This is a genomic window from Clostridium sp. DSM 17811, from assembly GCF_018861905.1.
Lineage (GTDB): Bacteria > Bacillota > Clostridia > Clostridiales > Clostridiaceae > Clostridium_AD > Clostridium_AD frigoriphilum.
On the sequence record NZ_JAHLDU010000002.1, the window covers coordinates 166,639 to 192,153 of the forward strand.

Genomic DNA, 25,515 nt, shown 5'->3' on the forward strand with positions numbered 1-25,515 from the left:
CAATATATGATAAATTAAAGTAGGTGGATGAGAGTGGAGAAAAAACATAATATGAATAATAAAATTGGAGATAGTAAAATAAGTACTAAATTAAGTAAAGAGCAAAGGGATGCTGTTTTTTCTAATAATAGAAATTTATTAGTTACAGCAGGGCCTGGAAGTGGTAAAACAGTTGTCATTGTTAATAGAATTGTTCATCTAATAAATGAACAAAATTTTAGCCAGAAAAATATTATTGTAATTACTTTTACAAGAGCTGCAGCTATTAATATGAAAAATAGGTATATTGCTATTAATGGGAGGGCAAGTGTTCCGTTTTTTGGAACATTTCACGGTTTGTTTTATAAAATACTCAAAAATTATTATGGTGAAATAAAAATAATAGATACATTCGAAGTATATAAACTTATAAAAAACGTATTAATGTCCTACTTAGATGAGGTAGGCGATGAAAAGGTAAAAGAAGTTATAAATAATATTTCAGTGTTTAAAACAAGTGATGATACATTAGAAAAGTTCTCTCCTAGTATTGATAAAGGAATATTTATAGCAGCATATAATATTTATGAGCAATATAGGAAAGAAAGAAATTTATTTGATTTTGATGATTTACAAATAGGGTGCAGAGATTTATTTATAAAAAATTATAAGATACTTCAGGGGTATAGATCTTTATTTAAGCATATCTTAGTTGATGAATTTCAAGATTGTGATTCTATGCAAGTTGAGATATTAAAACTTTTAAATGAGGAAAACTCCATATTTGCAGTGGGGGATGAGGATCAATGTATCTATGGATTTAGAGGGTCAAATCCTGAATGTATGGTTAAGTTCTCAGAGCATTTTGAGGGTGGAGGGAAATTACAATTATCAACTAACTACAGGTGCCCAAAGAATATAGTAGAAATATCCATGAATACTATAAAAAATAATCAGATGAGAAATGAAAAAAATATAATAGCATTTAAGAAGCAAGATGGTGGCATTGTTGTACTTAATAATGTAAATGAAAATGCCCAAGCAGAGGAAATTAGTAATATCATTCAAAAACATATGGCAGTCCCTGATAAAAATTATAGAGACAATGCCATATTATATAGAACAAATGTAGAATGCAGAAGTTTAGTAGATGTTTTTATTAAAAAAAGGATCCCTTTTATGCTTTTAGATAAGGAATATGATTTTTTTCAACATTTTATATGTAAAGATATAATTGCATATTTAAAATTAAGCATTGATTTAAGTGATAAAGAAAGTTTTCTTAGAATAATTAATAAGCCATTTAGATATGTAAGCAGATTAAATTTAGATAATATAAAAAGAAATATTGTACGTGAGGATTGCTTTGAAATGTTAAAGGAAATTGATGGTATACCTATATTTCAGATGAAGATGATAGATAAGTTAAAAAAAGATATACATTACTTAAATAAAATTTCATTAGCGAGTGCAATAGATAATTTAGTATTAAGCATAGGGTATCATGATTATATAAAGGAATATTGCACTAAATTTAAAATTGACTTAGGCGAGATGGAAGATGTTATAGATGAATTTAGGCAATCAGCTGAAGGATATAACAATATAATAGCTTTTTTAGCTCATGTAGAACAGGTTAAAGAAGAAATAAGTAAGCATAAGAAAAATGTAGAAGAGGATGCGGTCATACTTAGTACAATCCATGGAGTTAAGGGTATGGAGTTTAAGAATGTATTCTTAATCAATTGTAATGAGGAGAATATACCTCATGCAAATAGCATAGAAAATAACTTAGAAGAAGAGCGAAGACTATTTTATGTAGGAATAACAAGAGCCATAGACAATGTTTGGTTATGCATTAGTAAAAGTGTTAAAGGAAAGGTTAAAGAAACATCACGATTCATTAAGGAATGCAATATCATAGGTGGTAATGATGCTAATTTACCTTTTAAATCAGGGGATATGGTGGTACATAAAAGTTTTGGAAGTGGAACTGTAATTTCTATTAATGATAAGGATTTAGAGATTAAGTTTGAAGGGGATATTATAAGAAAATTTGATACTAGTGTGCTTTATAATAATTCATTGATTTCAAAAGTATAAATCTTCTAATGTTGTCCAATCTGTGGGAATAAACAATTACATAATCATAGGTAATAAAACAGATAAATAAAAAAGTACTGCACAAAGGCAAATTCCTAAGTGCAGTACTTTTTAATTTTCATTTAAAACATTCAAAATAAAAGGATATCTAAATTATAGACTATTTCCAAAAGTCTATTCATTATAGAATAGAATAATTTAGTATAGATTAGGTAATACTAGTCAGATATAAAATAAATAATAGTGGAAAGTAGAGGATAAAATTGATCATATGTGGAAATTGTGGGAAAGAAGCAGATGAAAATGAAATTTTTTGTTGTTATTGTAGTTATAACCTACAAGAAAGTTTAGAAAATATGCAACAATCTAGGGTAGAGTATGAGAGGGAGAGAAAAAACAATTGGTTTAATAAAATATTGAACAAATAAGAGAGTTTAAATTTTATCCTACAATAGTTATTGGTAGATATAAGATTGATTCAAATTCATAAAAATGATCAGAAAAGTAAAAAAAAGGATTATTTGCCTAATTGGGTGGATAGTCCTTTAGTTTTTAATGCTGATATTGTTGAATGAAGTTTTTTGCATTTAGTCTATAGGTAAATATTTTTAATATTTATTTTTAACATAAATTGTGTTAATATGTAACTATTAACAACAAAGAAGTAAATAATAATGTTTGTTAATCCATATTTACATAGCTTTTATTGCGTTTTAATGTAATAAAAATAGGGGGAATCTAATAATGAAAAATTTTAAAAAAATTATGATGATGGGATTTGTGTTATTGATAGCTACACTGTCAAGACCAGTGATGGCACTGGGGTTAAGTGGTTTTAGCGATGTTACAAATTTTTCTGTAGTAATAGGAGAAAATATGTATACTTTAGAGTATGCGAATGATTTAAATAATGCAAAACAAATTAATGATGCAGTAGTTAAAAGTAAAGGTGATATTTTTATAAAAACAGACGATACCGGGTGGATAAAAAATAATGATGGGTCGCGTGTGAATAAAGATTATGTAGACATTTCAACTATTAAATATAATAATGGTATAGCAATAACTCAACAAAAAATTGCTAAAATTAACATTACTTCAACTAAATTAGAAGTTGATAATGTAACTAGTGGTTTTGGAGATGGGCATGCAACTTATCAAGTATTAGATTCATTAGGAAATGATATTACAACGACATCTCTTGCTAATGGTATAATCTTCAAATCTGGAGTGGGTACAGTAGAAGGAAGAAATGGTATACTTAAAGTAACACCAAACATGAATATTTTTACATTTACTTCGGGTATAGTAATAACTGCCGATGACCCAATAAGTGGAGTTTCAACAAATGCTACATTAAGCGTTGAATTAGTGGGATCTACACAAGGTAGTACATTAAGTGATATAAAACTTTTATCATTAAAAAATGTTGATGGTAAAGTGTTGACGGCAGGGGATACTACAACCGTTTTCTATGCTGGATACCTAGCTACAGATATTAGTGGGAAACCTACAACAAATTATACGCTTATGGAACAGGGCCTAATATTGACTGGTGATCATATGTTGAATATGTCAAATCCATATGTAGTAGCTCAACTTGTAAAAGATCCTACAGACCCATCAATAGGATTAATAAAAGTAACAGCAACTAGCGATACTATTTTAATGGATATGCCAGTAGCGATCACTGCATTTACTTTGAGAGGTACATCTTCAACAATAAGTACTACATTAAAGAAACAAGCGGAAATAGATTCGTTTATATTATTAGTTCCAAGTGAAGCTATATATTCTGGTGAATCAAAAGCAATTTCATTTATAGCACTAGATCAAAATGCAAACTTAATTACGAAATTTAGTGAATTGGATGGCCATGTGAGCCTTATAGGGGCGACCTTTGAAAGGAACTCTGATGGAACTGCTTGCATAAAAAGCAATATAGTTTATAATACAATGACTACTTTAATGTCTGCAAATATAACTGCAATTACACGAACAGGTAAGTATAGCAGTATAAATATAAATATTCAGCACAAGTGATTTTGATGGCAGGGAACATATTGAGGATTGCATAAATTTTAATTTTTACACATAAATTAAATGCAAATCAAAAAAGGACTATTTACCGAAGTTGGTGGATAGTCCTTTTTTGTTTAATGCTGATATTGTTGAATAAATTTTTTTAACATTTCACATATAGGTAGAGATTCATTAATAAAAACGGATACGTCATTGCAATTTTTTTTATAGCCATCCAACATAGTTTGAAAAGACGGATCATCATGTTCTTGCTGAGTGACATATATTAAAAAAGCTGACTTATCGTACATTATTACTTCATTTACTCTCATATTTACGCCTCCAAAATTCCAATATAGTATATTTAATTATCACTATACAGTATGTCCAAGATTTGCGCAATATAAAAAATGAAATATAAAATAAATATCTTTATGACCTACGTTTACATGGAAATAACTGAAAAAAATGTAAGCGAATCAATATATAAAAAGCTGCAATCTCTAAAAAGAATGCAACTTTAAATAATTTAATATTACTAAAATGGGGTAAATATATAATAAAAGTAAATATTTGTTTATTTAGATTAACGATTGTTTCCCTAGTTTAATTAATCTTATAGTTATTAAGATACTCCTCAGCAGAATCATATATTAAATTATTCGTGGACATTAAATCTTTTTTCTTTTGAGTTTCAAGTTTATGAGTTAATTGTGTTATTGATATTTTTTCTATTGTTGTAGTATCGATGATAATCACCTCAACTGTATTATAACACAAAACATGTAAATTACAAAGCGATTTTTGAATGGATGCAGAAGACATGCTGTATGACAAGATGGAATAAATTGGAACAGATAGAGGCGTTATATAAAATTACAAATAAACTGTACCATAATAATAAGCCGAAAATAATATTTTATAAGGGTTATTGTTGCAAGATGCAAGCATAACAAATATAATGTAATAAATACAAATAATTGGATATAGTGTTTTTATATAATATATTATAATATTTAATTATTTATTAATGGGGACATTTAAGTTAATATAGTAGTTTTATTGAATATTGTTATATAATGTTATATAATTTCAATAAGCTCATATTCTATGAATATGAGCTTATTCGGATTAGTAACATTCAAATAATTTTGTGAGAAAGAGGTATAAAAATGAAAATCACAAATGTAAATTTAGAGGAACTGATATTTGCTTTAGATATAGGAACAAGATCTATTATAGGAACAGTTGGTATAATATCTGATAAAAAATTCCAAGTTCTTTCTGAAAGTTATATTGAACATGAAGAAAGAGCTATGATTGATGGCCAAATTCATGACATTCAATTGGTAGCTAGTGGAGTATTAAAGGTGAAAAAAGAATTAGAAGATAATTTAAATGTTAAATTAACTAAAGTAGCTATTGCAGCAGCAGGACGATTTTTAAGGACAACGCAAGTTAAGTCTGAAATAGAAGTTGATATTGATAAAGAAATTGATAGGGAAACCATTAGAAGCTTAGAACTCACTGCAGTTAGGATGGCAGAGGAGGAGGTGGCAAAGGCATCTCAGGGTAAGCTTTATTGTGTAGGATATAGTGTAAAAAATTATTATTTAAATGGATACGTAATCACAAATTTAAAATCCCACAAAGGAGAAAAAATTGCAGTAGAGATAATTGCTACATTTCTTCCACGATCAGTAGTTGATAGCCTTTATGCAGTCATGGATAAGGCGTCGCTTGAAGTTGTAAGTTTAACACTTGAACCTATAGCTGCAATGGAAGCTGCCGTGCCACAGAACCTTAGACTTCTAAATTTGGCTTTAGTGGATATTGGTGCTGGAACATCTGATATTGCTATTAGTAGCAAAGATAGTATAAGTGCATATGGTATGGTACCGATGGCAGGGGATGAGGTAACTGAAATAATATCTCAAGCATATTTAGTTGATTTTAATACTGCTGAGAAAATTAAAAAAGAATGTAGTGGGAAAGATAAAATTCAATACATAGATGTGTTAGGTTTTGAAAATATTTTAGAACCAGAGGAAGTATTAAAAATAATTAATCCTATTGTTGTGAAAATTTCAGAAGAAATTGGAAATAGAATAATTGAATTAAATGGTGGAAAAGCTCCAAATGCTGTATTTCTTGTAGGAGGTGGAGCACATACACCTTTTATTAAAGAAAATATTGTTAAAATTTTAAATCTGCCAATTAACCGTGTCGTTATTAAAGGTCGTGATTCAGTAACTGACTGCATATGTGATGCTGACATGGGAAGTACTGGAGTTACAGTTTTGGGTATAGCACTGGTATCAATTAAAAGGTTAGGAAATGATTTTGTTGATGTGACGATAAATGACAAGATTATAAGTTTATTTAATGCACATAAACATACTGTTATGGATGTGATGATGCAAGAGGGTATAAATCCTAAGATATTGATTGGTAAAAATGGACGCAATATAAGATTTATAGTTGATGGAATAAAAAGAGTGGCATTTGGAAGCTTAGCTACGAGCGCTGAAATTAAGATTAATAACTTGCTTAGTAATATTGATTCTGAAGTGGCTGAAGGTGATATCATTGACGTTAGCTTTAGTGTAGATGGGAAAAGTGCTGAGCCTAAAATTATGGATTATGTAAAAAACATTCAAACTGTAAGTTTCTATTTTGAAGATGTAATTCGTAATATTGAGCCTGTAGCATTTATTAATGGTATAAGAACTATAATAAATGGTGTAATAAAAGAAGATGATGATGTTTCAATAGTAATACCTACTACAATTAGTGAATATGAAAAGTATTTTGGTGATGATACTCGTGGCTTAGCTTTTATGATAGATAATAAAAAATTACTTTCGGATTATGTTATAAAAGAAGGGGACAGAATATATAAAGTAGCAGAAATTACTAAAGAAATTAAGGTGGAAAAAAAAGATAATAAAAATGAACAAAAGGAAACACAAAGTTTGAATGTTAAAGTGAACAAAAATATGATAGATCTTAAAGGAAAAGATAAATACATATTTGTAGATATTTTTAATTATGTGGATTTTGATTTGACTATTTCAAAAGGAAACTTAATATTAAAGCTTAATGGTAGTAAAGCTGATTATTATCAGCCGCTAAATAATGGAGATGTAATTGAAATATATTGGGAAAATATTATTGGCACAGAGGAAACAAAAATAAAAATAGGATGATTTAACATAGGTGAAGGGGTGATTGCGGTGAATTTTTTAAATATGGCAAAAAATATTGAGAGTGAGTTAATAGATATTAGGCACGATATACATCAAAATCCAGAATTGGGATTTGATTTATTTAGAACTAGCCAAAAGGTAAAAGATTTTTTGAAGGCTGAAGGCATTGAATTTTATGAGGTAGCACAAACTGGAATCTGTGCTATTATTCGAGGTAATGGTAAAAAAACGGTTGCTTTAAGAGCAGATATGGATGCACTTCCACTTCAAGATAAGAAGGTTTGTGATTACTCATCTAAGATTAATGGTAAAATGCATGCTTGTGGACATGACGCTCATACCACTATACTTTTAGGTGCAGCTAGGATATTAAATAACATGAGGGATGAACTCAAGGGAAATGTTAAATTGTTTTTTGAGCCAGCAGAAGAAACTACTGGTGGATCACCTTTAATGATTAAAGAGGGAGTACTTGAGAATCCGAGTGTTGATGCTGTTATTGGGCTTCATGTAGAAGAGTGGCTAGAAGCCGGAACTGTTGGTTTAAAAAGAGACATCGCGTACGCAGCATCAAATCCATTTACTATAAAAATAATAGGTAAAGGTGGACATGGTGCAAGCCCACATGTGACTATTGATCCTATTGTAATAGCAAGCAACGTTATAGTTGCACTTCAAAGCATTGTAAGTCGCGAGATTCCACCTACAGATCCTGCAGTTATAACTGTAGGTTCAATTCATGGTGGCACAGCTCAAAACATTATACCTGAAGACGTGACAATATCAGGGATTATTAGGACAATGAAGAGTGAACATAGAGAATACATAAAGATAAGATTAGTCCAGGTAGTGGAAGGTATAGTTAAAGCCATGAGGGGAAAATGTGAAATTGAAATTGAGGAAAGTTATCCATGTCTTCATAATAATGATGAACTTTCAGATATGTTTGATAATAAGTCAAAAGAACTAATCGGAGAAAGTAATGTTTATAATTTAGATAAGCCTACTATGGGTGTGGAAAGTTTTGCTTATTTCTCTATGGAAAAACCATCGCTATTTTATTTCTTAGGGAGTGGAAACAAGGAAAAAGGTATAATAAATCCGGCTCATGGAAGTTTATTTGATATAGATGAGAGCTGTTTATCCATAGGTGTAGCTATGCAATGTACGTTAGCTTATGAATTTCTATTGAAATCATAATGCAACTTAGTATATAATTGATACTTGATGTGAATTATGTATAGAAGTTAATCAATAGATAAAAGAGATCTAGGAGGATATGTATGAGGATAGAAATTGGAGCAAATGAAGCAGGACAAAGAACAGATAAATTTATGAGGAAGGTACTTGGAGATGTGCCACTCAGCAAAATATATAAAGCTTTTAGAAAAGGTGATATTAGAGTTAATGGTAGCAAAATTAAGGAAAAACATTCATTAGTAGAAGGTGATATTGTTGAAACAAAATATATCACTAGTGAGTTTAAGAAAGATGAATTTGTAAGAATTGATAATAAACTTAAGATAACTTTTGAGGATGCTAATATATTAATGGTAGAAAAATGGCCAGGGGTTTTAGTTCATGCTGATAAAAAAGATGGAGAACCTACTTTAACAGATTATGCACTTTCTTATTTATTTGATAAAGGTGATTATAAACCAGAAAATGAAATAACCTTTACGCCAGCACCTTGTAATAGATTAGATAGAAACACTTCAGGTATGGTTATATTTGGTAAGAATTTTAAATCTCTTAAACTATTGAATGAAATGATAAGAGATCGTAACATTGAAAAATACTATATGGCACTTGTATCAGGAAGAATTAAGGATGGAATTTATGAAGGCTATATATATAAAAACGAAGATGCCAATATATCTCAAGTATTTAAAGAACCAAAGCCAGATACTAAAAGAATAGCAATGGACGTTAAAACTATAGAAAGTTGTGGTACATTCTCTTTACTTGATATTAACCTTTTAACAGGCAGAAGCCATCAACTTAGAGCCCATTTGAGTATGCTTGGTAATCCTATTCTTGGTGACCCTAAATACGGGAATAAAAAAATAAATAGTTTTTTTAATAACAAATATGGTTTGGATTCTCAATATTTGTATGCATATAAATTAATATTTAAGAATTGCCCAGAGGATTTGTCTTATATGGAGAATAAAACTATTGCAGAGAGCTTACCACCAGCATTGAAAAAGATTAAGAGAGATATATTTAAATTTTAGAGGGTGAATTTATGGGTGAAAAAGCAAAGTTAAATAAACAATCTACCACAAAAGGTTTTGCAATATTAACTGCAGCAAGTTTTTTGGTTAAGTTTTTATCATTGCTTTACGTTCCTTTTTTAGGAAAGATATTAGGAGATATTGGGATAGGAGTATATGCTTCGGCGTACAATATATTTACATATATATATATATTAACCAATGCGGGCATTCCTGTGGCTATTTCGAAAATCGTGTCAGAACTTATAGCTCTCGGAAATTATAAGGATGCTGTAAAGACTTTTAAAATAGCTAGATTTTTACTCTTTATATTAGGAATGATTATGTCAATTCTAATGCTTATATTCGTATCACCTATAGCTAATTTAACGAACAGTGCTCCTTCAAAATTAGCTATTATGGCACTTGCCCCAACTATTTTACTTACTTCTGTTTTATCAGCTTATAGGGGTTATTTTCAAGGAAGAGGTAATATGACACCTACTGCAGTATCACAAGTGTTTGAACAGGTTGCAAATACTGTATTTAGTTTAGTTTTTGCAGCGTGTTTTATAAAATATGGAGTAGAAGCAGGGGCTGCAGGTGGAACTATTGGAACATCTGTAGGAGCACTGGTTGCTGTAATTTATATGATCCATTTTTATGAAAAAAACAAAGTGTTTAGAGTTCCTAAAGGATATAATCAGTTAGGTATAAAAAGATTTACTACTAAAAAAATAATAAAAAAGTTATTGGGTGTTGCAATTCCTATGACGATATGTTTAGGAATACAACAATCGGGATTATTTATTGATTTGTGGTTAGTTAAATTAAGGATGATATCTTTTGGAATGACTAAAGTACAAGCGGATGTTTTATGGGGTGTGTTATTTAAATATACAACATTAATAAATGTGCCTATAGCTATTATTTCATCACTTGCCATAACTATATTGCCATCTATTTCTAGTTTAATGGCACTTAGAGACAAAAAGGCTGTAAGAAATAAAATTAATTATGCTTTTAGGCTTTGTTTTTTAGTTGCAGTACCTTGTGCAGTTGGACTTGCAGTTTTAGCGGGCCCTGTAGTGAATCTAATCCAATATGGTACTAGTGTTGCACGATTACTAATATATGGATCAGTTGTGATATTACTTATGGCTGTGGTTAGTATTCAAACGTCAATTCTTCAAGGAATTGGAAAAGTTTATTTAGTTACTGTATATGCATTTTTCGGAATAATTGGAAAAATAATTACTAATTATATTTTTGTAGCAATTCCAAGCATTAATATATTAGGTGCTATTATGGGAAATGCAGTAAGTTTTGCAATACTTCTAATATTGAACTATATTACTATCAATAAAGTTCTAAAAATTAAAATAAAATTATTAAGTCATGCAATTAAGCCTATACTGGCCTCGGTAGTTATGGCAATAATTGCAAAGTTAATGTATAGTAATTTTAATTATATATTTAGTTATGTTAAGGAAGGGTATTTTGCTAATGCTATTGCTCTATTAATTTCTATAGTCTTTGCGATAGTAACTTACTTTTTCACATTAGTGCTTCTAGGTGGATTAAGTAAAGAAGATTTAGAAATATTCCCTAGTAGAATTACAAAGATTATACCTAAGTCTATTTTAGGTAGACTTAAATAGGTAGCAAACAAATCTAAAGCACATCATCTTGTATGATGTGCTTTAGATTTTTCTGATTTTTTTGTGAGAATTAGAGAAAATAATAATAGAGAGAAGCCAGTTAGAATAATTATTATGTTCTTAGTAATAAAAATAGAATCAGGTATAGTATTACTTAAAATTTTTAATATAAAATATAACAGGATACTAAGACAAATATCAATTAGAAACTCACTCCCTGAAAAATCTATATAACAGCATTTTTCGATTGATACAATATTCATTATAGCGCTTAAAATAGAGCTTATAAGGAGAGCAATACCATAACCTAAAATATTAATACTTGGAATGCCAAGTAGTATATATAGTAAAACTAGTTGGACAATAGAAGTTACTACAGAATTTATTAGGAGAGATTTTTGTTTGCCAAGTCCATTTAAAATTCCAAAGGTTGATCCAGACATATACATGAAGGGTGCACTTACCGCTGCAAGCCTAATATATACGCCTAGGTCATATCTATCAAAAAATAATTTTCCAAGGGAGGATCCTATACATAAACATATTATCATAGTTGAAATTCCTAGTAAAAAAGAAATTTTGATTACTTCGTGGATTCTATTTTCTAAAGCGTTATAATCATTTTTACTTATACTTTTAGAAATGTCGGGAGTTAACATGGTAGACATTGACATCACAATAATAAATGGGAAAAATACAATACTCATAGCCATACCAGAAAATTTACCAATTAAAGATAAGCTCTCGGTATATTCTATTCCAGCTTGGACTAGCCTGCCAGGAACAATTAGGGTTGATAGTGCTGAAATTACAGTGTTTAAAAAGCCGTTTAGGCACAAGGGAAATGAAACAATAAGAACATTAAATAAAAGTTGAGCTCTTCCTTCGGTCTTTTTTATAATTACCTTAAATTTATTTTTGCTCTTTTCATAAAATACATATAGAAGAATAAAACTTATAAGTTCTCCAATTGACAAAGAAATATATGTAGCAGTTACTGTAGTAGTTACATTTGTTAGAGCAAAGAAATTTATTAATCCAAGTATTATGGCCATTCTTGCAGTTTTTTCAACAATGTCTATTATTGCAGGTACTTTAACATTAGAAATGCCATAAAAATAGCCCTTGTATATAGAAGATAGGGCAACAAAAATTAATGCGGGACAAATTATCCAGAGGGAGTATAGTGTTCTTTGGTCTTTTATTATATATGTACTGATATACGGTGAGAAAAAAAACACTAAAATTGCTATGAATATAGATAAAACAAAATCAAAAACTAATGCAGTATGTATAGATTTGTTAAGGTTACCGTAATCATTTATTCCATAATAGGATGAAGATTCTTTTGAAATAGCTGTTACCATACCACCGCAAATAAGGCAAGTGAATAAATCGTATATAGGCATTACAAGGCTATATAAGCCCATTCCTTCTGCACCTAATTTTCTTGAGAGCAATATTGAAAACATAAATCTTAATATGCCAGCAACCAAATTTGAAACCGTAAGTATTATTGAATCTCTGTAGAAATCGTCTTTTATCATAAAGGGTCCTCCCTGCGGTTAAACTTAAATATATTACAACTATTAATAATTAATATGTTAAGTTTTACGATTATATTCTAAATGCATCTGATTATGGATAACAATTAAATATACAAATGTCATATAATTTCTACATATACGCGAACTTATATAAATATATATAGATTAGAGATTTATAATTTAGGGGGAGAAGTATGAAAAAGACCATTGGATTTATAATTATTTTAGCTTTGATGGCTTTTGCACTATTTTCATTGAGAAGTTCTTTTAAAGAATATAGGGTTACAGGGAAAGAGGGGAGTATTAAAACACAAATTTTATATAAAGGATTAAGTAATTCAGTAGATTTCACTAAAGATAATGAGGGGAATTATTATATTGCTTTTAAAGATAGAATAGAGTACATAGATAAGTCAGGTAAAGCGTATAATATATTCGTAAATAAGAAGTTAAATATAACTAGCTTAGATTACAATAATAAAATATTGTATTATGCTTCTGGTACAAATGTCTATTCATATAATTTAATATCAAAGGAAAGTAAAGAAATAATAAAGAATATACCGAATTACGGAGATTATAATAATAGTTTGGTTCGAATCAATGGGGATTACTTATTTGTTACTATAGGGTCAGCTACAAATTCTGGGGTAGTTGGACTCGATAATAAGTGGTTGGATAATTATCCTCAAAATCATGATATTACTCCAAAGAGTATAACTATAAGAGGAATGAACTTTGGAGGGAGAAAAACAGGAGCATTTGTTCCATATCAAACTAGAAACATAAAGGGGCAAATTATAACGCAGCATGTAATTGGAAATTCATCAGTAATAATTTATAATTTAAAAACTGGTGCACAAGGAAACTTTGCTTGGGGTATAAGAAATATGATGGGGATAGATTTTAATAGTGAGGGCAAAGTATTAGTTACAGTTGGAGGAATGGAGGAAAGAGGATTAAGAACAGTGAAAGGTGATAGTGATTATATTTACCAAATCAAAAAAAATTCATGGTATGGGTTTCCTGATTACTCTGGAGGTGATCCAATAAGCTCACCAAAATTTAGAGATTCGTTTAATAAGACTATACCAGCTATTCTAGATAATCACCCTACAATAAATCCACCTGCACCAATATACCAACATAAATCAGTAGGTAGCTTAATAAGTTTGGCAATAGACAGGTCAGGAAAACTCGGGGATAAAGATTGTATATATTTTTATGAAAAGAATGATAATAGTATATATAGTTTAAACAAAAACAGTGCTCTTAAGGAAAAAGCAAATTTTGAAGAGGATGCATATATATCTAGCATGAAATTTTTTGATAATTTGATAATATTAGATTCTAAAAATGGATATTTAATTAGTATGGAAAAAGATCAATATAATAACACAAACATTGGAATGCATAGGTTTTATTACTTTTTGTTAACAATAGTTATAACTTTAATAGTAGGAATACTTGTTGGTTTAAGAAAAAAAGACTAGAATATAGTAAGAATATATTATTATGGTAAAATTAAACATGTTTTTAAAGTATATTTAGCGTATACTAAATTGAGAGGTGAACAGGTTGAAGAAACAATTTGAAGCTACATATGGGAAAACTTTAAAAGGTTTAATGGTAACAATAAATCCAATTAAAAAAAGAATTATGAAAACTCATTGTATTGTTCACAAATTTATTAATATTCAAGCTATAGAGATATTAAAAAATAAGGGATACCGTGAAGTTCATACTTTTTACAAAAGTTATGTAAAAGAATTAAACAATGGGGTTACTTGGGCAGACCAAGATTTTAAGAGTTCAAATCATTTTTATCATCACATTACGGGTACAGGGTTATATGGATTTTCGAATGCATTAACAGAATTTAACAAATACTACAAATGTGCGTTAAGGTTTGTAGAAGCTGGTGATCTACGGCAAGCAATGTTTTATTTTGGAGCAGCGTGCCATTTGATTCAGGATGCAACTGTTCCTCAACATGTTAACAATAAACTACTTAAAAATCATAGAAATTTTGAACTTTGGATTATAGGTAGATTAATGAGTGATTATTCGTTTCCTATTTTCAATGAAATAATTAAGCAAGATAATATAGAAGATTATATAAAAAACAATGCAACATTTGCAAGTGATACTTATATTTCACATGTGCATATAAAAAACAAGGAAGAGCGATATAGGAAAGTATCTACGCTTATAGTACAGAGAGCACAAAAGACTACTGCGGGCTTAATGTTAAATTTCTATAACGAAATTTACAAATAATTCCTTTATTTTAGAGGAATTATCTTATTTTTGAAGAATAGATTTTAAATAAGTATTTATAAAAATTTTATAAAAAGGGGGATAACAATTGAAGAAGGAGGTTTTGTTAAATTTAGAAAAGGAGATTTTTAAAGGGAATCTATTAGATATAGGGTTTTCTAATCATGGTATCATATATAATATATACAAAGAGTACGTTGATGATAGTAGTAGTGTAGATTATGTAGAAGGAAAAGTGGAAAAGAAGGCAATAGAGGAAGGCGTATATGATACTTGCGCACTATTTTTCACTTTAAGTGATATAAAACTTACATATAATAAAAGAAAACTGGTACAAGATATATATAAATATTTAAAAGTTGATGGATTGTTATATATTTGGGATATTGATAAAGGAATTGCTAAAACTTTTAATAAGGAAATTAAAATTGTGTTACCAGATAAAAGTACAAAACAAATAAATTTAAGAGATTTAAACATATTTAAAAATAGTTCTAAAGATAAAACAATGAGAATTTTAGAACCATATTTTAAGGTGGTAACATTAAAAAATTCAGACAATGTTTATTATATGATATGCAAAAAGAAAGGCAAAAGGAAAGATTGAAGTAAAACTAATAGACGTTGTTAAAGATTTATTAGCCTCTCTGGACATATCTTTGAGTTGTCCAGTAAGGCTTTTGATTTTTTTGTATTATTACAAAATTCATTTAATGTGAAATCTACAGCTTAATCATAAAAGCAACTAGGATATAATTGCTTTTATGCAAACTAATATTGTATACTGTACAAAATAGATGAGTTAAGGAAGGAATTAAAAATGAAAGTATTGTTGGTTGGAATAAATTCGAGGTTTACACATAGTAACCTTGCAATTAGATATTTAAAAGCCTTTACTGAGGATCTATCTTATGAGTCTTTTATAAGAGAGTTTTCTATAAATGATAGAGTAGAAAGAATTGTGGAAGAAATTATATCAGAGAAAGCGGATATAGTAGTTTTATCTTGTTACATATGGAATAAATATTATGTTAAACAGATATCTAATTTAATCAAACTCATAGATAATAATATAAAATTGTTATATGGAGGGCCAGAAGTATCATTTGATAGTGAGAACTATCTAAAAGATAGTCTTTCAGATTATTTAATTGAGGGAGAAGGAGAAGAAACATTTAGAGAGTTTATAAAATGTATGATAGGGAATATTAGCCTAAAAGGTGTTAAAGGCTTGTACTATAAAGAAAATGGAAAAATACTTTATGGTGGAAAAAGAAAACTTATGGACATAAATAACATTGTGTTCCCCTATACTAAGGATGATGATTTAAACAATAAAATAATATATTTTGAATCATCTAGGGGATGTCCATTCAATTGTAAATACTGTCTTTCTTCAACTATACGTGGAGTTAGGTTCATGAATTTAGAAAGGGTTAAAAGGGATTTAAAATTTTTAATAGATAAAAAAGTGAAACTCATAAAATTTGTTGATAGAACTTTTAATTGTAGCGATGAATTCGCCATGGGTATCTGGGGATATTTAATGAGCATAGATACCGAAACTACGTTTCATTTTGAAATTTCAGCAGATATACTAAATGATAAGCAACTTAAACTTTTAGAAAAAGCTCCTAAGGGTAGGTTCCAATTTGAAGTTGGAGTGCAGACTACAAATAATGAAGTATTAAAAAATATAAATAGATTTGTAGTTTTTGAGGATATAAAAAAGCAGGTCGCTCAGCTAAATAAGTATGGTAATATAAAGCAGCATCTAGATTTAATTGCAGGACTACCCGGAGAAAATCTTGAATCATTTAAGAAGTCTTTTAATGATTTATACACAATAGAGCCGGATGAAATACAACTTGGATTCCTTAAGATATTAAAAGGTGCTCCTATGAAAGATGAAGTGGAAAAATGGGGAATGGTATATGCTCCATATCCACCTTATGAGATCTTAAAGACAAGCGATATAAGTTATGAGGAAATTATTCTTTTAAAACGAGTTGAAGAGGTAGTGGATAAATATTATAACTCTCGTAAATTTAAAACTATATTAAAGTATTTTATCCCTAAGTTTGATAATGTGTTTGATTTTTATTTAAGACTAGGTACGTTTTTTTATGATAAAGGATATCTAAGTAGAAGTATATCATCTGTGGATTATTATAAAGTATTTTTAGAGTTTAATGATGAACATCTCAATTTAGATAATAAGATCTTAAAAGAAATTGTTAAGTTTGATTATTTGCAGTTTAATAAGAAAAAGTATATGCCTAATTTTCTTTTAAGAGATCCTAGTAAAAATTTTGAAAGATATCTAAAGGATTCACAAAGAAAAGGTGATATAGAACTACCATATATGGATTATCATTTAGAGAATTTTAAGATAGACATTATTAAGTTTTTGGATAATGGACAAATAAGTGAAGGCGAATTTTATCTGATTTTTGATATGAGTGAAGCTGAAAACATAACGGATATATCTTATTTCATCAATGAAGAAAAAACATTAAAATAAAGTTTTATGAGCCTGGAAGTACTAATATAAAAAGAGGAGAAGATAAATGGCGGTTAGAGAAATATTACAATATGGTGACAAACGTCTTAATTCAATTTGTGAAAAGGTTGGAAAAGTAGATAGAAAAATTTTAAATTTAGTTGATGATATGATGGATACTCTTTATGAGGGAAATGGAATAGGTCTTGCTGCACCTCAAATAGGTGTTTTAAAAAGGGTGGTCCTAATTGATCTAGGAGAAGAAGAGGGAGAGCCAATAGTTATTATAAATCCTAGAATAACGGCTCAATCTGGAAATGAGAAGGATTATGAAGGATGTTTAAGTTATGTGGGATATGAGGGCGAAGTTTACAGGCCAACAGATGTTACGGTTGTAGGAATTAATATTAAAGGGAAACCAGTCACTTATAATGCTACAGGATTACTTGCAAGAGCATTTTGTCATGAAATTGATCACTTAGACGGAATAATGTATATGTCTAGAGCTGAAGAAACACATGAATTAACTGAAAAATAATTTTAAAAATTTATTATAAAAATTTTATGAAAAGTATATTTCTTGATTATTAATATCAAGGGGTATGCTTTTTTATTTTATTAACGATTGATATCTTATTACACAAATGATACTATAATATAGAAAACAAGTGTATATACAGTAGCATATACACAAAAAGAGAGGTGTATAAGTAATGCAAGAGTTAAAAGAAAAAATTCAGAAATTAAAAGCAGAGAGAAACGCTATAATTTTAGCACATTATTATCAAAATGATAATATTCAAGAAATTGCTGATTTCGTGGGAGATTCTTATTATCTTAGTAAAATAGCCAAAGAATGTAGCGAGCAAATCATAGTGTTTTGTGGAGTAAAGTTTATGGCTGAGAGTGCAAAAATACTATCACCGGAAAAAACAGTGCTATTACCCAATAATGACGCAGGTTGTACTATGGCAGATATGATTAATGGAGAAGATGTTAGAGAACTAAAAAAACAACATCCGGGTGCAAAGGTTATATGCTATATAAACTCAACGGCAGAAGTAAAATCAGAAAGCGATATATGTTGTACTTCTTCAAATGCATTAAAAATAGTTAATAAATTAAATAGTGATGAAATAATATTTATACCAGATAAAAACCTAGGTGATTATATAAATGAAAAAGCTCATGTTAAAAACATGATATTTTGGAATGGTTTTTGCCGCGTACATGAATTTGTTGATGCTAAGGAAATTATTAATGTTAAAAATTCAGATAAAGATATTAAGATTTTAGTGCATCCTGAGTGTAATCGTGAAATTAGAAAATTAGCTGATTTTATAGGAAGCACGGGGGAAATAATTAAATTTGCTACCGACGATACGTGTCAAAAATATATGGTTGTAACAGAAGAAGGTATACTCTATGAGCTTAAAAATAAAAATCCGAATAAACAATTTATAACTCCAAAATCCCCTATGACATGCTGTAGTATGAAGAAAACTACCCTAGAGGATGTTTACAAAAGCCTTCTTAATAAGCAATATGTTGTAACATTAGATGAAAATATAAGACAAGCAGCGCACAAATGTTTAAGTGCTATGCATGAAATGGTGAGGTGATATTATGGATATATCTGTAGATGTATTAATAGTTGGAACGGGGGCAGCAGGTTTATATGCTGCATTAAATCTAAACGAAGATCTAAATGTACTTTTAATAACTAAGGAGGCTGTAGACAAATGTAATACTTCATTAGCACAAGGTGGAATAGCGGTGGCTAAAGATGAAAAGGATTTTGATTTATTTGTTCAAGATACTTTAAAAGCAGGAAAATATAAAAATTCTATGGAAGCAGTAAAAACTTTAGTATATGAATCAATAGATAATATAAATGAAGTAGTTGATTTTGGAGCACATTTTGACAAAGTAAATGAAAATTTTAAGTATACAAAGGAAGGGGCACATAGCACTAGTAGAATTGTGCATACCAAAGATGAAACTGGAAAAGAACTATTTTTATCTTTACTCGGGGCACTTAAAAATAAAAAAAATGTAAGAATATTTGAAAACACTACTTTACTTGACCTTATTACTAAAGATAATATATGTTTCGGTGGCACAGCGATTAGAGGTAAAGAAAGAATAAACATATATTCTAGGGAAACAATTTTAGCTACAGGGGGAATTGGAGGACTATTTAAAAATTCGACTAGTAGGCGAAGATTAACCGGGGATGGAATAGCTATTGCATTAAGGCATAATATTAAAACTTCTGATTTAAACTATGTGCAATTTCACCCAACTGCTTTATATGATGATAAGGTTAATTGCGAGAAGTTTCTTATATCAGAGTCACTAAGGGGGGAAGGTGCCAAACTCTTAAACGAGCGTGGGGAAAGATTCGTAGATGAACTTTTACCAAGAGACGTGGTTGCAAAAGCAGTTTATAATGAGGAAGAAAAAAGTAAGAAGCCTTATGTTTTTTTAGATATTTCGTTTAAAGGAAAGGAATATATTATAGATAGATTTCCAGGAATTTATAAAAAATGTTTAGAGTGTGGTATAGATATTACAAAAAATAAAATTCCAGTTACACCGGTTCAGCATTATCATATGGGAGGAATAGCTGTTGACCTAGATTCTAAAACATCTATGAATCATCTGTTTGCATGTGGTGAGGTAAGTTGCACAGGTGTGCATGGAGCAAACAGATTAGCAAGTAATTCATTGTTAGAAGCCTTAGTTTTTTCTAGAAGGGCTTCAAGATTTATAAATAAATCTATTTGCAGGATCACTACATTAAATTGTGGGGACATAAAAAGTATAAAAAGTCTTAGTGATTATAGCGAAATTAATAAGGGTGTAGTGTTAAATAAATTTAGAGAAATGGGAGATGAGATAAGCAGTGAATTGGTTAATTATTGATAAACTAATTATAGATGCTATAACAGAAGATGTACCTCAAAATGATATTACAACAGAATTTATTATAAGTGATGAGTGTAACTGTAGTGTTGATTTAATAGCCAAAGAGAGTGGCGTAATTGCTGGACTTTATGTATTTGGGAGAGTTTTTAAAATACTCGGAGAGGTAAATATAGAGTTTTTTAAAAAAGATGGAGATTTAGTATGCGGTGGAGAGTCTATTGCAAGATTAAGAGGAAAAACAAAACATATATTGACCGGAGAAAGAACTGCATTAAATTATCTACAAAGAATGAGTGGTATTGCAACGTTGACAAAAACATATGTGGATAAATTAGCAGGCACCGGAGTGAAAGTCCTTGATACAAGAAAAACCACACCTGGTATGAGAATATTTGAAAAATATGCCGTAAAAGTTGGTGGAGGTTATAATCATAGATATAATCTCTCAGACGGTGTATTAATAAAAGAAAATCATATAAGTGCAGCTGGAGGAATAAGGCGAGCTGTAAACATTATACGTGAAAATGTATCTTTTATTAAAAAGATTGAAGTTGAAATTGAATCTTTAAATCAGATAAATGAGGCCCTAGAAGTAAAAGCAGATATTATAATGTTAGATAACATGGACAATGAAACTATGAAGAAAGCCGTAGGGATAATTAATAAAAAAGCCCTAGTAGAAGCATCTGGAAACATAACATTAGATAATATACTCGAAGTCGCAAATTGTGGCGTAGACTATATATCGGTAGGGGCATTAACTCACTCATGTAAAATTTTAGATTTGAGCATGAAGAACTTAGTTAATATTTAAAGTATCTAATTTTTCATCAATGACTTGCAAAAGAACTTGAAACATGAAATTTAATTAAGAAATTCTAATCTTTTGTAAATATAAAATTCTCTGCCGCTCACACTCGACGTCCTGTCTCGGGTTCACTAGCTTCCACTTCCTGTGGAAGCTTACGAGAATGTTATATTTACAAAAGAAGAATTTCTAAATGAAATTTCAATTGTTTCTTCATTTCTTTTGCAAGTCACTTCTGAAAAAAAATAAACATAAATATTAAACTATCTGATAGGCTCCCACATTATTAATTTCCATGATTATAGATTTTCTGTAATATACTACTACTACTACTACTACTACTACTACTACTACTACTACTACTACTACTACTATGATGATGATGATGATGATGATGATGATGATGGGTATTTTAGAAATAAAATATTTTTCTTTGATTATGCTAACAAAAGTATATATTGCGTAAAATGCGTTTGAACAAGCCTTAGTAATTCTTAATTTATTATATTTGAATTTGCGTAAGAAAACCGCATGTTTGAGCGAAGCGAGTTTGCGGGTTTTAGCAACTGAAAATATAATAAATTTTAGAATTACAAGGCGAAGTGAACGCATCTGTAGCAATATATGCTTTTGTTTTTGCAAGATCTAAGGAAAGCTTGATACATAAAATATATGTGATACTTAAACTTTAAAGCATTTATTGATATACTCGCGAAGTCTATCATCCCAAGGAGCAATCTCAATACCCAAAGCTTCTTTTATATGTGAATTATCTGTGCAAGTATATTTAGGTTCCTGAATGAGATTAGATAAAAGTTTATCTGAACTTACAACTAAAGGAACATTTAGATTACCAAATTCTATTATGCTATTTATTAGTCTCGATTTTGATATACAACCCTCATTAGTATAGTTATATACCCCATATTTATCAGTTCCTAATAATCCTTGGATAGCTAAAGTTAAATCCTCAATATAAGTTACACAAAGAGTTGGATTTGAAAATAGATAAATTGCTGAATGTTTTCCATTTATGAGTTTTCTAACAAAACAATCATTGCCACCAAATATAGTTGAACTGCGGATAATAAAATATTTTTGACAAATAGTTTGAATTAATTCCTCTCCACCAAGCTTACTCTTGCTAAATACATTTATTGGAAAACATTTATCAACTTCGCTGTAAGGCATTGAACTATTATCACCGTATACATCTGTGCTAGAGAGGTATACTATAGGTATATTAAGGTCATTACAGCAATTAGCAATATTTAATGTTCCTACAGTGTTTACATCGTATGCTAAGGTCTCATTGTATTCACAAATATATTTATTAGTTATGGCTGCAGTATGGATTACAGCATCTGGTTTTAATAAATTCAAGGTTTTTTCAGTACTTAGTTTGTCTACTATGTTAAGTTCAGTTTTATCTAATCCATATACAGTATGTGATTTTGACAATACATTACATAAATAAGTTCCTATATTACCATTTGCACCAGTTATTAAAATATTCATAGATCCCTCCTGAAAATTCATTTTATTAAAGTATATGACACAATAATAATATTATTAAGAATTTTGGGTATTAGATTTTATTTAAAATAAAAACTATTAAAAAAATTCTAGAGAATATTATAATATTTACGTGACAAACTATTTAAAATAAGTATTTATATATACAAAATATATGCTAGTTAATAACCATTGTTAGTTGAACAGAACTGGGAAATGTGGTAAAATAAATTATAATAAGAATCATATAATTATGTAGATAAATAGAAAAGGTAATAATTATCTACTGAGAGAAGTTTGAGGAGGATTTTTAAGATGGAAACAACAAAATTAAAAGACAATATTTATTGGATTGGGGTAAATGACCCAAAGCTCAAGGTATTTGATATTATAATGGAAACAAAAAAAGGAACTACATATAACTCATATCTAATAGATGATGAAAAGATAGCTATAATAGATTCCGTTAAAAATGGCTTTCTTGATGAATCTTTAAGTAAGATAAAAGGAGTTATTGGAGAGAAAAAAGTTGATTATATAATTGTTCAACATACTGAACTTGATCATAGTGGTTCTTTAAGTAAACTCTTAGAAGTTTATCCAGAAGCTGTTGTTGTTGCATCAAAAGCTGCTATAATTTATTTAAAAGAAATTATGAATAAAGAATTTATTAGCCAGCCGGCAGTAGGAGAATTATCATTAGGAAAAAACACATTACAATTTATATCAGCACCTAATTTACATTGGCCTGATACAATGTTCACATATGTTAAGGAACAAAAAATATTGTTTACTTGTGATGTAATGGGTTGTCATTATTCACCAACTAGTTGTATAACAGATGCTTGCTCCGGTGATTATTTTGATGAGATGAAATATTATTTTGAGGTTATAATGGGACCTTTTAAGAAATTCGTAAATTCAGGACTTGATAAAATTGAAAATTTAAAAATAGATATAGTAGCACCAAGTCACGGACCTGTACATATAAATGATGTTAAAATGTATATAGATCTTTATAGACAATGGGCTAAAATTTATGAAATAAAAGAAAAAAATATTCAAATATTCTATATTTCCGCTTATCATAATACCGAAGAGATGGGAAAATATATAGCTAAAAAAATTAACGATGCAGGTGTAAAGGCCGAGGCTCATGAAATTACATCTATGAAATTAACTGATATTGTATCATTGATTGAAAAAGCATCTGGTATTATGATTGGATCACCAACCATTAATCAAGATGCGGTAAAGCCTGCATGGGATGTTTTATCACTTGTATGCCCAATAACTAACAAAGGTAAAGTTGCAGCGGCTTTCGGCTCATATGGATGGAGTGGAGAGGGAGTTCCTATGCTTACACAAAGATTAAAATCTTTGAAATTTAAAGTTGTAGAGGAAGGACTTAAGTTCAAATTTGTACCAGCCAAAAAAGAGTTTGAACAAGCTGATAGTTTTGTAGAGAAGTACTTAGAGATTTTAAATAAATAATTACTAATAAATATTAGTTTACAAAGTTATATAATAAAAAAGAAAATCTCACTTTCGTAGTGAAATCTTTCTTTTTTTTTATAATGAATGATGTATGGAGGCGATATATTTGAATAAACAATATATAGTAAATTTTTTAAGCAAAAATGATTTAAGTGATATAGCTGAAATTCAATATAAAAAAGAAACCATAGCTCTTAAATTCAAATATTATTATGATGAGGCAGAAATTGAGGCAGCTACATCTTATGCAGATGATGAAGGCAATTTCAAAGAAGAAAAAGAAGATTGGTATGAAGAATTTTTTCTTCCTTATTTAAGTGATATTTCAGCAGATAATGTTGAAGATATTATGGAAGAATGTGCTGAAAAAATGGAAATTGAATACGAATTCATTGGCTGTGACATATCCGAGGATGCATATGAATTTAATGAATTCGCTGTAGTTTTTTATGGTAAAGAATCAGATATTGATACTGATGATATCTTGCTTGAATTAGATTTCTAAATTTATGCTTGTACCAAAAAAAGTGGATGTGTTAAGCTGCTTTCTTACAAGTAGCTTTAACTTTTTGATATTTAACTATAACTTCATCTAATTGCTGACTGCAACATACAACCATTTTATCAGTTGGGTCTTTATGATTTAATAAAAAATGTAACAATGCTCTTAACGATTCTAGTTCTTTATTTATGATTTTTAATTTAAGATTCATGTATTTCTCCTTATTTATGTATTTGTGAGGCAAGTACATAATACCATATTATTCTAAGTATGTTAAATTTAATGTTAGTCATTAAAATGTAATAAATTACAAAATACACTATAATCTTATGAAAAACACAACGAAGAAATGGTAAAAAATAACATTATAAAGCATGTAGGTGTTGAAAAAAGCTACTTGGAATAATATGTAAATGACGAAAAAAGTCTTAAAGTTTTTGTAATACAATCATAAAAAGTAGAATATGTTTGATAGCTACTAGTTATGCATAAAATATTTTAATATAATAAAATAGGTCAAAAATAATAGAGGGGTGGTATTATTAATACAGATGAATTAACTAACAGGATAAATTATCTTTATAAGAAAAGTAAAGAAGAAAAGCTTACGGATGAAGAAATATTAGAGCAAAAAGAATTAAGACAAAAGTATATTGATAATGTTAAAAGAAATTTTCGTGCGCAACTAGATACAATCAAAAAAGTATAATATAAACAATAAATTATTAGGAATGGGGGGATT

General features: G+C 29.1%; 22 protein-coding genes. 17 read left to right on the plus strand and 5 right to left on the minus strand.

The window, feature by feature from the left end; all coding sequences use genetic code 11:
- Positions 1 to 33: 33 nt before the first annotated feature.
- Entirely contained in the window at positions 34 to 2,082 is a 2,049-nt protein-coding gene (locus KPL44_RS03380) for an ATP-dependent helicase (RefSeq protein WP_331701081.1), read from the plus strand.
- 744 nt (positions 2,083 to 2,826) lie between these two features.
- Complete coding sequence (locus tag KPL44_RS03385) at positions 2,827 to 4,125, plus strand: hypothetical protein (RefSeq protein ID WP_216247409.1); 1,299 nt, start codon at positions 2,827 to 2,829, stop codon at positions 4,123 to 4,125.
- A 113-nt stretch (positions 4,126 to 4,238) separates the two neighbouring features.
- Here the strand turns inward: KPL44_RS03385 and KPL44_RS03390 are convergent, their stop codons facing one another.
- Positions 4,239 to 4,436: a hypothetical protein gene (locus tag KPL44_RS03390; RefSeq protein ID WP_216119611.1), complete on the minus strand. Its 198-nt coding sequence runs from the start codon at positions 4,434 to 4,436 to the stop codon at positions 4,239 to 4,241.
- A 274-nt stretch (positions 4,437 to 4,710) separates the two neighbouring features.
- On the minus strand, positions 4,711 to 4,929 hold the full coding sequence (locus KPL44_RS03395; RefSeq protein WP_216247411.1) for a hypothetical protein: 219 nt from the start codon (positions 4,927 to 4,929) through the stop codon (positions 4,711 to 4,713).
- A 347-nt stretch (positions 4,930 to 5,276) separates the two neighbouring features.
- Between KPL44_RS03395 and KPL44_RS03400 the strand changes: the two genes are divergently transcribed.
- The 4 genes from KPL44_RS03400 (at position 5,277) to KPL44_RS03415 (ending at position 11,190) form a co-directional block, all read left to right on the plus strand.
- Complete coding sequence (locus KPL44_RS03400) at positions 5,277 to 7,313, plus strand: cell division protein FtsA (RefSeq protein WP_216247412.1); 2,037 nt, start codon at positions 5,277 to 5,279, stop codon at positions 7,311 to 7,313.
- A 42-nt stretch (positions 7,314 to 7,355) separates the two neighbouring features.
- Entirely contained in the window at positions 7,356 to 8,513 is a 1,158-nt protein-coding gene (locus KPL44_RS03405) for a M20 metallopeptidase family protein (RefSeq protein WP_216247844.1), read from the plus strand.
- A gap of 83 nt (positions 8,514 to 8,596) precedes the next feature.
- Positions 8,597 to 9,550 (plus strand): RluA family pseudouridine synthase, encoded by a 954-nt coding sequence (locus KPL44_RS03410; protein ID WP_216119614.1) that lies wholly within the window; start codon positions 8,597 to 8,599, stop codon positions 9,548 to 9,550.
- A gap of 11 nt (positions 9,551 to 9,561) precedes the next feature.
- Positions 9,562 to 11,190, plus strand: a complete 1,629-nt coding sequence (locus tag KPL44_RS03415; RefSeq protein WP_216247416.1) for a putative polysaccharide biosynthesis protein — start codon at positions 9,562 to 9,564, stop codon at positions 11,188 to 11,190.
- 23 nt (positions 11,191 to 11,213) lie between these two features.
- Here the strand turns inward: KPL44_RS03415 and spoVB are convergent, their stop codons facing one another.
- Positions 11,214 to 12,737 (minus strand): stage V sporulation protein B, encoded by a 1,524-nt coding sequence (spoVB, locus tag KPL44_RS03420; protein ID WP_216247418.1) that lies wholly within the window; start codon positions 12,735 to 12,737, stop codon positions 11,214 to 11,216.
- A gap of 194 nt (positions 12,738 to 12,931) precedes the next feature.
- On the opposite strand from spoVB, the gene KPL44_RS03425 reads away from it, so the two are divergent.
- From KPL44_RS03425 to nadC, 8 genes are all read left to right on the plus strand, one after another.
- A complete protein-coding gene (locus KPL44_RS03425) occupies positions 12,932 to 14,230 on the plus strand; it encodes a hypothetical protein (protein ID WP_216247419.1) in 1,299 nt (432 codons plus the stop codon).
- An 85-nt stretch (positions 14,231 to 14,315) separates the two neighbouring features.
- The gene (locus KPL44_RS03430; protein ID WP_216119618.1) at positions 14,316 to 15,017 is read left to right on the plus strand and encodes a zinc dependent phospholipase C family protein; all 702 of its coding nucleotides are present in this window, start codon (positions 14,316 to 14,318) and stop codon (positions 15,015 to 15,017) included.
- 88 nt (positions 15,018 to 15,105) lie between these two features.
- Complete coding sequence (locus KPL44_RS03435; protein ID WP_216247421.1) at positions 15,106 to 15,624, plus strand: class I SAM-dependent methyltransferase; 519 nt, start codon at positions 15,106 to 15,108, stop codon at positions 15,622 to 15,624.
- Positions 15,625 to 15,837: 213 nt separating this feature from the next.
- Positions 15,838 to 17,541 carry a B12-binding domain-containing radical SAM protein gene (locus KPL44_RS03440; protein WP_216247424.1) on the plus strand — a complete coding sequence of 568 codons (1,704 nt, stop codon included), beginning with the start codon at positions 15,838 to 15,840 and terminating at the stop codon, positions 17,539 to 17,541.
- 46 nt (positions 17,542 to 17,587) lie between these two features.
- A complete protein-coding gene (gene def / locus KPL44_RS03445; protein ID WP_216247425.1) occupies positions 17,588 to 18,058 on the plus strand; it encodes a peptide deformylase in 471 nt (156 codons plus the stop codon).
- A 175-nt stretch (positions 18,059 to 18,233) separates the two neighbouring features.
- On the plus strand, positions 18,234 to 19,142 hold the full coding sequence (gene nadA, locus KPL44_RS03450; RefSeq protein ID WP_216247427.1) for a quinolinate synthase NadA: 909 nt from the start codon (positions 18,234 to 18,236) through the stop codon (positions 19,140 to 19,142).
- Positions 19,143 to 19,146: 4 nt separating this feature from the next.
- Entirely contained in the window at positions 19,147 to 20,448 is a 1,302-nt protein-coding gene (locus KPL44_RS03455; RefSeq protein ID WP_216247429.1) for an L-aspartate oxidase, read from the plus strand.
- On the plus strand, positions 20,429 to 21,265 hold the full coding sequence (nadC, locus tag KPL44_RS03460; RefSeq protein WP_216247431.1) for a carboxylating nicotinate-nucleotide diphosphorylase: 837 nt from the start codon (positions 20,429 to 20,431) through the stop codon (positions 21,263 to 21,265). The genes KPL44_RS03455 and nadC overlap by 20 nt, the downstream gene beginning before the upstream one ends.
- A gap of 675 nt (positions 21,266 to 21,940) precedes the next feature.
- On the opposite strand, the gene KPL44_RS03465 is transcribed toward nadC, so the two are convergent.
- Positions 21,941 to 22,777, minus strand: coding sequence for an SDR family oxidoreductase (locus tag KPL44_RS03465; protein ID WP_216247432.1), 837 nt, complete (start codon positions 22,775 to 22,777; stop codon positions 21,941 to 21,943).
- Positions 22,778 to 23,089: 312 nt separating this feature from the next.
- On the opposite strand from KPL44_RS03465, the gene KPL44_RS03470 reads away from it, so the two are divergent.
- Together KPL44_RS03470 and KPL44_RS03475 are read left to right on the plus strand one after the other, a co-directional pair.
- The gene (locus KPL44_RS03470) at positions 23,090 to 24,268 is read left to right on the plus strand and encodes an FprA family A-type flavoprotein (protein ID WP_216247433.1); all 1,179 of its coding nucleotides are present in this window, start codon (positions 23,090 to 23,092) and stop codon (positions 24,266 to 24,268) included.
- Positions 24,269 to 24,377: 109 nt separating this feature from the next.
- Entirely contained in the window at positions 24,378 to 24,776 is a 399-nt protein-coding gene (locus KPL44_RS03475; protein WP_216247434.1) for a hypothetical protein, read from the plus strand.
- A 31-nt stretch (positions 24,777 to 24,807) separates the two neighbouring features.
- On the opposite strand, the gene KPL44_RS03480 is transcribed toward KPL44_RS03475, so the two are convergent.
- Entirely contained in the window at positions 24,808 to 24,984 is a 177-nt protein-coding gene (locus tag KPL44_RS03480) for an aspartyl-phosphate phosphatase Spo0E family protein (RefSeq protein ID WP_216101986.1), read from the minus strand.
- 330 nt (positions 24,985 to 25,314) lie between these two features.
- On the opposite strand from KPL44_RS03480, the gene KPL44_RS03485 reads away from it, so the two are divergent.
- Positions 25,315 to 25,482, plus strand: coding sequence for a DUF896 domain-containing protein (locus KPL44_RS03485; protein ID WP_071615011.1), 168 nt, complete (start codon positions 25,315 to 25,317; stop codon positions 25,480 to 25,482).
- Positions 25,483 to 25,515: the final 33 nt, after the last annotated feature.

What these genes read in the sequence shown, in the direction of transcription:
- KPL44_RS03385 (WP_216247409.1), top strand. Translation starts at nt 2,827, where the DNA reads ATGAAAAATTTTAAAAAAATTATGATGATGGGATTTGTGTTATTGATA.
- KPL44_RS03390 (WP_216119611.1), bottom strand. Translation starts at nt 4,436, where the DNA reads ATGAGAGTAAATGAAGTAATAATGTACGATAAGTCAGCTTTTTTAATA.
- KPL44_RS03395 (WP_216247411.1), bottom strand. Translation starts at nt 4,929, where the DNA reads ATGTCTTCTGCATCCATTCAAAAATCGCTTTGTAATTTACATGTTTTG.
- KPL44_RS03400 (WP_216247412.1), top strand. Translation starts at nt 5,277, where the DNA reads ATGAAAATCACAAATGTAAATTTAGAGGAACTGATATTTGCTTTAGAT.
- KPL44_RS03405 (WP_216247844.1), top strand. Translation starts at nt 7,356, where the DNA reads ATGGCAAAAAATATTGAGAGTGAGTTAATAGATATTAGGCACGATATA.
- KPL44_RS03410 (WP_216119614.1), top strand. Translation starts at nt 8,597, where the DNA reads ATGAGGATAGAAATTGGAGCAAATGAAGCAGGACAAAGAACAGATAAA.
- KPL44_RS03415 (WP_216247416.1), top strand. Translation starts at nt 9,562, where the DNA reads ATGGGTGAAAAAGCAAAGTTAAATAAACAATCTACCACAAAAGGTTTT.
- spoVB (WP_216247418.1), bottom strand. Translation starts at nt 12,737, where the DNA reads ATGATAAAAGACGATTTCTACAGAGATTCAATAATACTTACGGTTTCA.
- KPL44_RS03425 (WP_216247419.1), top strand. Translation starts at nt 12,932, where the DNA reads ATGAAAAAGACCATTGGATTTATAATTATTTTAGCTTTGATGGCTTTT.
- KPL44_RS03440 (WP_216247424.1), top strand. Translation starts at nt 15,838, where the DNA reads ATGAAAGTATTGTTGGTTGGAATAAATTCGAGGTTTACACATAGTAAC.
- def (WP_216247425.1), top strand. Translation starts at nt 17,588, where the DNA reads ATGGCGGTTAGAGAAATATTACAATATGGTGACAAACGTCTTAATTCA.
- nadA (WP_216247427.1), top strand. Translation starts at nt 18,234, where the DNA reads ATGCAAGAGTTAAAAGAAAAAATTCAGAAATTAAAAGCAGAGAGAAAC.
- KPL44_RS03455 (WP_216247429.1), top strand. Translation starts at nt 19,147, where the DNA reads ATGGATATATCTGTAGATGTATTAATAGTTGGAACGGGGGCAGCAGGT.
- KPL44_RS03465 (WP_216247432.1), bottom strand. Translation starts at nt 22,777, where the DNA reads ATGAATATTTTAATAACTGGTGCAAATGGTAATATAGGAACTTATTTA.
- KPL44_RS03470 (WP_216247433.1), top strand. Translation starts at nt 23,090, where the DNA reads ATGGAAACAACAAAATTAAAAGACAATATTTATTGGATTGGGGTAAAT.
- KPL44_RS03480 (WP_216101986.1), bottom strand. Translation starts at nt 24,984, where the DNA reads ATGAATCTTAAATTAAAAATCATAAATAAAGAACTAGAATCGTTAAGA.